Genomic DNA, 11,210 nt, shown 5'->3' on the forward strand with positions numbered 1-11,210 from the left:
GCCCCGGCCGCCTCGGCTTGCCGGGACGACCGACGCGCTTCCGCGGTGGGCGCCACTCCGGGGCGAGGACGGACCGAACCTCGCTGTCCTGCCGCTCACCCCGGCCACAGGTGACCCCGCGGCACGCCGTCCCAGGTCATGCCGAGGCGCTTGGCGACGTTGATGCTGTATCCGGTGTTGGGGCGACCACCCTCGACGGTGCATGCCGCGCACCTCCACAGCCCAGTCGATGATCGCCGTGGCCGCCCGGGTGACCAGGCCGCGCCCCACGGCGGCGGCTCCAGCCAGCAGCCGACCTCGCAGGTGCCCATCGCGGGGTCCATGGTGCGGAACATGACGCCGCCGACGAGGGTGCCGTCCAGCCGGATGGCGTAGAGGCGCCCGCGTCGGCGGCCGTCTTGTCGGCGTACGACTGGAGGAACGCCCGGGCCGACGCGAGGTCCTTGCACACGTCCGGCAGTCCGCGTACCGGCCGATGAAGTCACGGCCGCGGTCGATGTGCGCGAGGTACTCCTCGGCCTGCCAGGGCTCCAGCGGGCACAGTTCGGCGCCGTCGTCGCCCAGGGACATCGCGAACACCATGGTGGTCTCCCCGCTCCCCGCCGTGCCGGCGGGCTACGGCACGAGCTCTCCGTCGCCGCTCGTGCGCTTCTCCGGGATCCTCGCACGGGCTGCCGGTACGGGGACTCGGGGGCTCGATGCTGATCTTCGGCAGGATCCGGTCCAGGCCGCGGCAGCCACCAGTTCGCCCGCCCAGCATGTGCATGAGGGCCGGGGAGCAGGGTGCGCAGGACGAAGGCGTCCAGGGCGACGGCGGCGGCGAGGCCGATGCCGAACATCGCGATGACCCGGTCGCCGGACAGCACGAACGCGAGGAACACGGCGATCATGATGACGGCGGCGGAGTTGATGACCCGGCTGGTCTCGGCGAGCCCCACGCGGACGGCGCGCCGGTTGTCCCTGGTCTCCAGCCACTCCTCGTACATCCGGCTCACCAGGAAGACCTGGTAGTCCATGGAGAGCCCGAAGAGCACGGACACGGCGATGACCGGCAGGAAGGGTTCGATGGGGCCGGCGCTGCCGGGGCCGAGCAGCTCGCTGCCCCAGCCCCACTGGAAGATCGCCACGACGATGCCGAAGGCGGACGCGACGGCGGCCACGTTCATGGCCGCGGCCTTCAGCGGGATGCCGAGGGACCGGAAGGCGAGTAGGAGCAGCAGGCAGCCGAGGGCGATGACGACGCCGACGAACAGCGGCAGCTTGCCGATGATGACCTGCGCGAAGTCGTCGTACGCGGCCGTGATGCCGCCGACGTGGACGTCCAGTGTGGTGCCCTGCTCGGCGGCGGGCAGGACGTCGGCGCGCAGCCGCTCGACGAGGTCGCTGGTCTGCTGCGACTGGGGTGCGGAGTCCGGGACGACGGTGACCGTCGCCGTGCTGCCGTTGCCGCTGTAGGTGACGGGGCCGACGGAGTCCACGCCGGCGGTGGCGCGCAGCGCGGCCGGGCAACTCGTTCATGGCGACCCGGTCGGCGAGCGCCGTCCAGCTCGGCGACGACGGTCAGCGGACCGTTGACGCCGGGCCCGAAGCCCTCGGCGAGTGGTGTACGCCTGGCGGGTGGTGGCCGGGCTGGGGTCGTTGCCCTGGTCAGGTGCCGGGAAGCAGCGACAGCGTCGGCAGCGCCAGGACGAGCATGACGGCGGCGGCTGCGCCGGCTTCGCTGGTGCCGCTCGACGAACGCGGACCAGCGGGCGGCGAAGCCTGTGGGCAGCTCGGGCTGCGGGCCGTGCTCGGTGAGGCGGCGGCGCTCGCGGCGGGGACAGGGCCCCATCCCGATGAAGGAGAGCAACGCGGGCAGCAGCGTCACGGACGCGGCGACGGTGAGGATGACGGTGAGGGATGCGGCTATGGCGACGCCGTTGAGGAAGCCCAGCCTGAGGATCAGCATGCCGAGGAGCGCGATGCAGACGGTGGCGCCCGCGAAGACGACGGCCCGCCCGGGCGGTGGTAGCGACGGCGTTTCGGCGGCCTCGGCGACGCTGAGACCGCGCTTGAGGCCCTTGCGGTGGCGGGTGACGATGAAGAGCGTAGTCGATGCCGACGCCGAGGCCGATGAGCATGCCGAGCATGGGTGCGAAGTCGGCGACGGTCATCACGTGCCCGAGGGCACGATCCCCAGTATGAGCGATGCCGACGCTGACGGGGGCGGTGGCGATGGGGAGCAGGAGGCGGCGAGGGCGAAGGCGAGGAGAGGACGACGGCGGCGACGGCCGCGCCGACGGCCTCGGCGATGTGCCCGCCGAGGCGCCTCGGTGGGGGGGCGACGGCGCTGCCGCCGAGCTCACCTGGAGCCCGTCGGTCCCGGCGGCCTTCGCCAGTACTCGACGAGGGCCTGCGCCTGCTCGACGGGGATGTCGTCGGCCTGCTCGCGGAAGGTCACGGTGGCGTAGGCGGTACGCCCGTCCTCGCTGACCTGCCCGCTGTACCCGCCGGGAGGCCGGGGCGGGGCGCGGGGCTGCTCCGCCGACGGCTCCGGGGCCCGGGGTGAGGGAGCGGGTCCAGGCGGGGAGCTCTCCCGGGGCCGCCGGGGCGGGTGCCGCGGGGAGGGAAGCGGGCGCGGGCAGGGCGGGGTGGGGTGCGGGGAGGCGGTCGGCGGCGGGGGCGGGGGCGGGCGGGTGGCAGGCTGCGGGGTGGGGCGTGCGGGACGGGGCGGGTATGACCACGCCGCGGGCGCCGGTGATGCGCCGGTGGAGGTCGCCCGCGTCGGCCGGTCTGGCCTCCGGGGCCTTGGCGAGGAGGTCGAGCACGATTCGCTCGAACACCGGCGGCAGTTCCGCCCGGTGGGCCCGCAGCGGCACCGGCGGGGTGTCGCGGTGGCCGACGAGCACCGCCCAGGCGTCGTCCTGGTCGAAGGGCGGCGAGCCCGTGGCGATCTCGTAGAGGACGCAGCCCAGGGAGTACAGGTCGCTGCGGTGGTCGACCTGGCCGCCGCTGATCTGCTCCGGCGACATGTAGTGCGGGGTGCCCATGGCGATGCCGCCGGAGGTGAGGCGGGAGGCGGCACCGGTGTCCGCGCCCGGGCGTGCGATGCCGAAGTCGCAGATCTTCACCCCGCCGTCGGCGAGCCGCACGATGTTCGCGGGCTTCAGGTCGCGGTGGACGATGCCCTGGCGGTGGGTGTAGGCGAGCGCGTCGGCCACCTGCTCGGCGATGTCGACGACGTCCGGCAGGGGCAGCGGGTGGTGCCGGTTGTCCTCCAGCAGCTGGCTGAGGTTGCGGCCCTGGAGGAGCTCCATCACGAGGAACAGGGATCCCTCGCACTCGCCGAAGTCGTGGACGACGGTGACACCGCGGTGCTGGAGCGAGGCGGCTACGCGTGCCTCGCGGCGGAACCGCTCGCGCAGGACGCTCACGAAGCCGGGGTCGTGCTGCGGTCCGAGCGGCTTGAGGCACTTGACGGCGACCCGGCGGCCGAGCGCCTCGTCCGTGGCCCGCCACACCTCGCCCATGCCGCCGCGCCCGATCACCTCCAGCAGCCGGTAGCGGCCGTGGATCAGCCTGGTGTCCGCCATCGCCTGCTGTCGCCCCCGTCGGTTCTCCGCGCGCCCTCCCCGGTCCGTCCAGTATGGCGCCCCGCTCTGACAGTGTGTACGGGGCGGGCGCCCGCGCGGACCGGGCCTGGCCACGGCTTTCGCGGCCCGGCCGCGAAGCATGGGCACGGCAGGGGTGGGCGGGGCATGCCGGTGCGCGCTCCGCCGGAGCGGGGGCGGGGGCGGGGAGGCGGGGGCGCCACTGCCAGAAGCCCTGGGCCCTGGCCGGGGCTGTGGCTGGGGCCCTGGCCGGTCCCTGGCGGGGCCGGGGCCGCGTCTGGGGGCCGCCAGAGTATGCGCATGCCGGTTCCCGCTCCGCGGGGCGGGACGGGGCGTGCGGAGTGCGCCGGTGGCGGCAGGGTGCCCCTGGGCCGCGCTCCGCCGGAGCGGGGCGCGGGGGCGCGGGTGCCACCGCCGGTGGCTGGGGGCTTGCCGGTTCGTGGCCCGCCTGCGCGGGCGCACGGGGGCGCGGGGCGCGGGTGCACCGTCGGTGGCCGGGCCGGGCCGGGCCGGGCCGGGACGGGCCGGGACGGGACGGGCCGGGACGGGCTGGGCAGGCGCATGCCGGTGCGCGCTCCGCCGAGGCGGGGCGTGCGCCGGAGGCGCGGGCCGGCCGCCGATGACCGCGGCTACCGCGCTATGGCCACTGCCATGGCGGCGAGTCCGGCGGCCACCAGGAGGACGACCAGCAGGATCCCGGCCAGCGGTGCCTTGGCCCAGCCCTTGGTGGGGTTGTGGCTCTCGTAGGGCCCCGCTTCCGGCATGCTGCTCTCGGCCGGGGGCGTCTCACCGGGCGGAACGCCTCCGCCCGGCTCCAGGCCGGTGCTGCGCTCGGGGTCCGGGTCGGGGTTGAAGTGCCTCATGGGTCACGAGTGCGCAGCCGCGGCGGGTTCATGCGCGGTGCGGCGCAAACGGCAACGGCGCGCGCGGCGCGGTGAAGCGCGGCGCGTGGTGCGGCACGGGGCAAAGGCGCCCGGCGCTCCCCGGGAGCCTGCCCGACGCGTGAGGGACGGGCCGCCCGTGACCGCCGGCAGAGGGCCCCCGTGAGGGGCGCAGCGGCCCGCTCCGGCACGTCCCCCGGCGGACGTCGACCCGCGGGACCGGCCGGAGCGGCGGGTCACCCGGGCACCGGCAGGGCCGGCAGGGCCTTCTGCAGCGGAGGGCAGCGGGGGCGGGCGGGGAGCCGGTGGCGGGTAGCGGGTGCCGGCGGCGGCGGGCGGGTGCGGGGAGCCGGGGCCAGTGCCAGTCGGCGGGTGCGCCCGGCAGCCGGCAGACGGGGGCGGTGGTGCCGCGTGACCGGTAGCCGACGGGCGGGGGCTGACGGTGCCAGGTGACCGGCACGGACGGGGGCGGATAGTGCCGGGGCCGACGAACGACGGGCCGCAGGCGGAGGCGGAGGGCAGCGGGTGGCCGGTAGTGGGCGGCCGCGGGCGGCGGATGGCCCTTGGCGGGCGGCGGAGGGCAGCGCGTGGCCCTTGGCGGGCGGCCGCGGGCGGCGGGCGGCGGGTGGCGGTGGGCGTACGGCCGGTAGCGGGCGGGCAGGGGCGGGCGGCCGGTGTGGTGCGCGACCGCAGGCGGCGGGCGGCCTTGGCGGGCGGCGGAGGGCAGCGCGTGGCGGTGGGCGTACGGCCGGTAGCGGGCGGCCGCAGGGGCGGGCGGCCGGTGTGGTGGGCGGCCGCAGGGGGCGGGCGGCCTTGGCGGGCGGCGGGTGGCCGGTAGTGGGCGGCTGCCGGTGGCGGGTGGCCGGTGGCGTTAAGAAGGCGTTAACGGGGCGCAGTGCCGCGTATGGAGGCCGTCAACGGGGCTCATGCGGTGTCCCCCGGGCGGGTTTCCTCGGATGAGGCGGTTGCCGCCGATCCCGTTGCATCCCTGAGGAGCTCACGATGGCCGATGTGGCCTTCGTCGCCGCCGCCGTGGCGGTCTTCGCACTGGTCGCCCTGATCACGCGGACCGTGGCACGGCTCTGAGCCGCACCCCTTCCCGCCCGGAAGGGCTCCGGTGCGGGGGCGGCGCGGCCCAGTGCGGTCGCGGAGAGAGGGAGCGGATCAGGGGAGGAGCTCGTCGAGAGCGGCCTTGCCCTTCTCGGCCATCCTGCGCTCGGCCCATGCCAGGTTCTTCGGGTTCACGTCGCGCCCGGAGGCGAGGACGAGGTCTTCCGCGGTGAACTCGCCTTCGGCACCGCTGTGGAGGAGGGCGTCAGGGGTGACGCCGCCCAGTCGGGAGGTCGAATCGGGCTCTTCTTTCATGCCGCCTCCTTTGTCGTCCGGCACTCGCCATTGTCGTCGCCGGTCAGCGCTGACGCATCCGCGGCCGCTGTGGCGTCAAGAGCACGCAGGGTGACGATCCCCGGTCCGGGTGCCGTCGAAGTCGAGGACCACCGCGTCGACGTCCGCCCGGGGCTCGGCGGCGGGCGCCGACCGGGGGTGCGGCCGGAGCTGCACCGTGGCGGTGTCCCGGGCACCGGTCTGCCCGGCGTGCGGTTCCCGACGCCACTCGGGCGCGTGGACAGCCAGCCGGAGGCGGTCGGAGGCACTCGCCCGCCGGCCGGCCAGGCTCCGGACGCCCGCCCGTCACGTCCGGGGGCCGTACCACTGGAGCCGGGCGGGCGCCGACCGGCTCCGGTGGGCGACCGCGGCGGCGCCCCGGGGCGCGGCTCGGCGGCGCGCCGGTCCGTCGCGGGCGGTGCCGCGCCGGTCGGCGGCTCAGAAACCGCCGGAGACGGCGGCCTCGGTGCCGTCCGTCGCCGTGCCCCGGGCGGTGAAGCGGTCCCGGCCCGCGTCGCGGCCTCCCTCGGCGTGGTTGTACTGGCCGGCGAAGACGTGCTGCCCGGCCGGCACCGTGCGGCCGGGCCGGAGCGTCCACGTGTAGACGAGCGCCCCGGCCTCCTCCCGTACCGCGACCGTGAAGTGCTCCTCCGGCAGGGACCGCCAGTTGCCGGTGTCGGCCACACCGCCGGTCTGGGCGACGCGCAGTTCGACGGTGAAGGCCGCCAGCGGCACCGCCGTCCTGACGGTGACGGTGGACTGGGCCCAGTAGCGGTTGCTGTGGGGATCGATGGCGCCCTGGCCGGACAGGTGCCCGGAGGGCTGCGCCGAGGGTGACGGGGGGCGCGGGGACGCGGGGGCCTCGACCGCGGGCGGCGTCGCCGCCGCCGGAGCCGGCGCGCCCCGCAGGACGGAGGCCGCGGTGTAGGCGCCCGCGCCGAGGACGGCGGCGACCGCGGCGGTGGCCGTGGCCACGCGCAGCCACGGGGTGCGGCTCCACCGGGAGAAGCCGGGGGCGGGCGGCGCGGCCCGGTCGGCCATGCCGCGCTCGACGCGGGCGAGCATGCGGGCGCGGTCGGGCCGGTGCGCCTGGGCGGCGCCCCGCAGCGCGCGCCTCAGCTCGTCGTCCCCTGCCACTACTTCCTCCCGCCCACGAGCTGGGACGCCGCGGTGCGGCTGCCCAGCAGCTGCTCCAGCCGGGCCATTCCCTTCGATGTCTGGCTCTTCACCGTACCGACCGAGATTCCGAGGGTGTCGGCGGTCTCCCGCTCCGACAGGTCGAAGGCGTGGCGCAGGACCACGCAGGCGCGTTTGCGGAACGGCAGGCGGCGCAGGGCGCCTTGGACGTCGACGACGGCCGGTATGTCCGGGTCGTCGGTGTGTTCGGGGCGCCGATCCCAGAAGAGGGCGATGCGGCGGCGTTCCCTGACGGCGCTGCGGATCCTGCTGCGGGCCAGGTTCGCGACGACGCCGCGGGCGTAGGCCGCCGGGTGGCGGGCGGTGCGGACGCGGTCCCAGCGGTGCCACAGGGCCAGCAGGGCGTCGGCGGCGAGGTCGTCCGCGGCGTCGGCCTCGCCGGTGAGGAGGTGGGCGAGGCGGGCGAGTTCGGCGTAGTGACGCTCGAAGAAGTCGTGGAACTCCGCGGCGGCGTCATCGGCGGATGTGCCCACGGGCGGCCTCTCCCTGCGCGTCGTCGCGCTGCTCCGTGCCGGTGTCGCGGCGGTGGTGGGTCCTCGAACAGCCGGTGGAACGGCGGCGGCTGTTCGAGATGGCGGATGATCTTAGCAACCGCCGCCTTGCGGCGGCGCGTGCTTCCCGCACCGCGCCCCGCGCGCCCGCGGCGGCCGGCGGCGTCGGGCGGGTGGGCGGCCCGTGGGCGCGCGCGGGGCACTCCCCGGAGCGGCAGCATCCCGTACGGAAGCGTCGCGTACGGCGGGGCCCCGCAGGGCGGTTGCCCGTACGGCAGCCCGTACGACGGTGTCGCGTGCGGCCGCGTCAGAGGCGGGGGCGCGCCGGGCGCGGGTCACCGGGCGTTCCGGTGGCCGAGGCGGGCGGAGAGGTCGTCGGCGCCCTTCGCGGCGAGTTCGGCCAGCTCCGCCTCCCGCTCCTCGCTCCAGCGGATCACGGGGACGCTGACGGACAGCGCGGCCACCACCTGCCCGGTGCCGTCGCGGACGGGGCGGCGACGCCGTGCACGTCCGGGTCGGACTCGCGGTGCTCGAAGGCGGTGCCGCGCTCGCGGACGGCGGCGAGCTCGGCGCGCAGCGCGTCGGGGTCGGTGATGCTGCGGGGCGTCATGGCGGCCAGTTCGCGGCCGTCGGCGCGGGTGTCGAACTCGTCCTGGGACAGCGACGCGAGGAGCATCTTGCCGGCGGCGGTGCAGTGGGCGGGCAGTCGGCGGCCGGCAGCGGAGACCATGCGGACGGCGCGTGTGGAGTCCACCTTGGCGATGTGGATGACGTCCAGGTCCTCCAGGATGGCGATGTGGACGGTCTCGTCGCAGGTCTCGGCGACCTCGCGGGCCACCCGCTGCCCCTCGGCGGCGATGTCCAGGTGCTCCGCGTAGCGGCTGCCGAGCTGGCAGGCGCGCACGCCCAGGCGGTAGCGGCCGGGGCGGCCGGGCACGGGCGCCAGGTAGGAGCGGGCGGCGAGGGTGGTGAGCAGCTCGTGGACGGTGGTACGGGGCAGGTGGAGCCTGCGGGTCACCTCGGGAGCGGAGAGGGTGCCGTCGCCGTCGAGGAACAGTTCGAGGATGTCGAGCGCCCTGGTCACGGCCGGCACGAGACGCCCCATGAGGCCATCCACCCCTTCGTTCGAAACCCCGGCCTGCGGCCGGTGCGGCGAACACAGGCTAGTGACCGGGGGGTTGGCGGGCAATGGCGCGGCCGGGGCGCGGAGTGCGGGGCCGTGCCGCCCTGCGTGGCGGGGGCAGCGGGGCCGCACGCCTGGCGGCAGGCGCCCGGGAAGGCCGCGCGGAGAGGGCGGCCTCGGGGGCGGAGGTGTGCCGAGCCGCGGCGGAACCGTACGGGGCCGGTAGCGCCTCGCCCGGGATCGGGAGGCGACCGGTCCGGTGGAGCGGCCCGGTGGCTCCCGGCCGGCGCGGACGGCGGCCGTCAGCCGGCGTCCTCCCCCGGCACGGACGAGCCGTCCTCCCCCGGCACGGACGGGCCGTCCTCCCTTGGCACGGACGAGCCGTCCTCCACCGGCACGGGCGCCGTGCCGGGGGGCGCGTCGCTGGTGCGCAGCAGGACGAGGGCCACGTCGTCGTGGCGGGGCGCGGACCGGTGGGCGTGCCGGATGAGGGCGTCGGCGAGGCCGTCCATGTCGTGGGAGGTGCTGCGGGACAGCTGGTCCGCGAGGTCGCCGGTGGCTTCGTCCGGGTCGGTGCCGGGAGTCTCGACGAGCCCGTCCGTGTAGAGGGCGAGGACGGTGCCGGGCGGCAGGGCGGTCTCGGTGCTCGTGTAGTGCGCGGCCGCGTCGATGCCGAGGAGCAGGCCCGGCGGCACGTCCAGGGTGTCGGTGGTGCCGTCGGGACGGCGGCACAGGGGCGGCGGGTGCCCGGCCGTGGCCAGGCACATCCGGTGCCCGGCCAGGTCGAGTTCGGCGTACAGGCAGCTGGTGAACAGGCCGGGGTCGAGGTCGACCAGCAGCCGGTTCGTCCGGGCGAGCACATCGGCGGGGGGCGCCCCGGCCATGGCGTGGACGGCGGTGCGGACCTGCCCCATCAGGGCCGCGGCGTCGACGTTGTGCCCCTGGACGTCGCCGATGGCGACGGCGGCGGTCGACGGGCCCAGCCGGATCACGTCGTAGAAGTCGCCGCCGATGCCCATGCCCACGGCGGCCGGCAGATAGCGTGCGGCGACGTCCAGGCCCGGCAGCCTGGGCAGGCGGTGCGGCAGCAGGCCCGCCTGGAGGCGGCGGGCGAGCTCCTGCTTGGCGTCGTACAGCCGGGCCCGGTCCATGGCCTGGGCCACCAGTCCCGCGAAGGAGCTGAGGACGGCGCGCTCGCCGGACGCGAAGGCGCGGGGCCGCTCGTACGCCAGGACGAGGGAGCCGACCGGGCGGCGGGAGGCGACGAGCGGCAGGAACGCCCAGGCCCCCAGGTCGGGCAGGCCGCTGTGCGGGAAGGCGGCGTGCAGCTCGTGATGCCCCTGGAAGAACAGCGGCGTGCCGGTGGTGTGGACGCGCACCGGCGGGGTGTCGGCGGTCACGGGGATCGAGTACAGGGTTTCCGCGAGTTCCGGCGGGCAGCCGATCCCCCCGGCGAGGCGCAGCCTGCCGTCCTCCGCCATCAGCAGCGCCAGGGCCTGCGCGCCCAGGGCGGGGGCCATCTGCTCGGCGGTCTGCCGGACGACGTCCTGGACGCCCGCGGCCTCGCTGAGGGTGGCCGCGAGATGCATCAGGTGGTACAGGGCACCGAGCCGGCCGGTCGCGACGGGCGGCGGCACGGAGAGCGCCTCCTGCCGGCGCTCCTCCGGTTCCGCGCCGGCGGCGGGGTCCCCGGCGGCCTCGGAGGTGATGCGGACGCTGATGCCGGTGGCGTCCGGGTACAGGTGGAAGCGGAGGCGGTGGTCCGGGGGGCGGACGGCCGTGAAGGCGGTGGCCTCCCGGCTGACGATGGCGGCGCGGTAGCGGTCCTCCACGGTGGGGTGGTCCAGCCAGGGGAGCTCCTCCCACGGGAGGGTGCCGAGCAGCCGGGAGACCGGGGCGCCGAGCAGGTCGGCCGCCGTCGCCGAGACGTAGGCGATACGGCCGTCGAGGTCCAGGGCGCAGCTGCCGCCGGGCAGCCGGTCCGCGAAGGCGAGGGCGGCGGCCGCCTGCCTGCTGTCGGGCGCGGGCAGCCGGGGGTGGGCGACGAGGGGCGGCCGGTCCGGTGCCAGGGGCCGTCCGGCGCGTGCGGCCCGGTCCAGCACGGCCGCCATCCGCTCGGCGCCCGCGCGGACGGCCGCGGCCTCGGACTCGCTCAGCTCGGTCGGGTGGGAGCCGGGCCACATCATGACGAGGCCGCCCCAGCGGGTGGTGCCGGAGGAGACGGGCAGGGCGGCGAGGGCGAAGCGGTAGGGCAGGACGAGGCCGGGGCGGGGGTAGTGGCGGGCCATGGCCTCCTGGTCGCCGAGCCACACCATCCGCTGCTGGGACACGGCGTCGGCGACCGGGATGGGTTCGCCGGGGGCCACGCGCAGCCAGGGCGCGGCGAACTCCAGCGGGATGCCGCTGAGGACCGCGAGCCGCAGGGCGCTGCGGCCGGGCGGCACGAGGTAGAGCATGCCGACGGACGCGCCCGTGTCCTGCATGACTGTGACCAGGGCGGCACCCAGTTCCCGCATCTCCGGTCGCGTGCGCTCCACGCCTCCAG

At 76.6% G+C, this 11,210-nt stretch carries 5 protein-coding genes and 4 pseudogenes; all 9 read right to left on the minus strand.

What is annotated here, in order from left to right; translation table 11 throughout:
- A pseudogene (locus L6E17_RS29825) lies at window positions 1-579 on the minus strand (GNAT family N-acetyltransferase); the annotation flags it as partial.
- Window positions 482-2,482: pseudogene (locus L6E17_RS31775) on the minus strand (MMPL family transporter); the annotation flags it as partial. The pseudogenes L6E17_RS31775 and L6E17_RS29825, both read right to left, overlap by 98 nt.
- Window positions 2,483-2,492: 10 nt before the next feature.
- Window positions 2,493-3,572 (minus strand): annotated as a pseudogene (locus L6E17_RS29840) (serine/threonine-protein kinase); the annotation flags it as partial.
- A gap of 647 nt (window positions 3,573-4,219) precedes the next feature.
- Window positions 4,220-4,453 carry a DUF6480 family protein gene (locus L6E17_RS29845; RefSeq protein WP_236243745.1) on the minus strand — a complete coding sequence of 78 codons (234 nt, stop codon included), beginning with the start codon at window positions 4,451-4,453 and terminating at the stop codon, window positions 4,220-4,222.
- A gap of 1,182 nt (window positions 4,454-5,635) precedes the next feature.
- Window positions 5,636-5,836, minus strand: coding sequence for a hypothetical protein (locus L6E17_RS29850; protein ID WP_071273809.1), 201 nt, complete (start codon window positions 5,834-5,836; stop codon window positions 5,636-5,638).
- A gap of 456 nt (window positions 5,837-6,292) precedes the next feature.
- Window positions 6,293-6,991 (minus strand): hypothetical protein, encoded by a 699-nt coding sequence (locus tag L6E17_RS29855; RefSeq protein ID WP_236243746.1) that lies wholly within the window; start codon window positions 6,989-6,991, stop codon window positions 6,293-6,295.
- The gene (locus L6E17_RS29860; RefSeq protein ID WP_236243747.1) at window positions 6,991-7,524 is read right to left on the minus strand and encodes a SigE family RNA polymerase sigma factor; all 534 of its coding nucleotides are present in this window, start codon (window positions 7,522-7,524) and stop codon (window positions 6,991-6,993) included. Before L6E17_RS29860 ends, L6E17_RS29855 begins: the two co-directional genes overlap by 1 nt.
- Before the next feature lie 353 nt (window positions 7,525-7,877).
- Window positions 7,878-8,647, minus strand: a pseudogene (locus L6E17_RS29865) (IclR family transcriptional regulator).
- Window positions 8,648-8,967: 320 nt separating this feature from the next.
- Entirely contained in the window at window positions 8,968-11,181 is a 2,214-nt protein-coding gene (locus L6E17_RS29870; RefSeq protein ID WP_236243758.1) for a SpoIIE family protein phosphatase, read from the minus strand.
- Window positions 11,182-11,210 lie beyond the last annotated feature (29 nt).

It is taken from the genome of Streptomyces sp. CC228A (genome assembly GCF_021390935.1).
GTDB lineage: Bacteria > Actinomycetota > Actinomycetes > Streptomycetales > Streptomycetaceae > Streptomyces.

What these genes read in the sequence shown, in the direction of transcription:
- L6E17_RS29845 (WP_236243745.1), bottom strand. Translation starts at nt 4,453, where the DNA reads ATGAGGCACTTCAACCCCGACCCGGACCCCGAGCGCAGCACCGGCCTG.
- L6E17_RS29850 (WP_071273809.1), bottom strand. Translation starts at nt 5,836, where the DNA reads ATGAAAGAAGAGCCCGATTCGACCTCCCGACTGGGCGGCGTCACCCCT.
- L6E17_RS29870 (WP_236243758.1), bottom strand. Translation starts at nt 11,181, where the DNA reads ATGCGGGAACTGGGTGCCGCCCTGGTCACAGTCATGCAGGACACGGGC.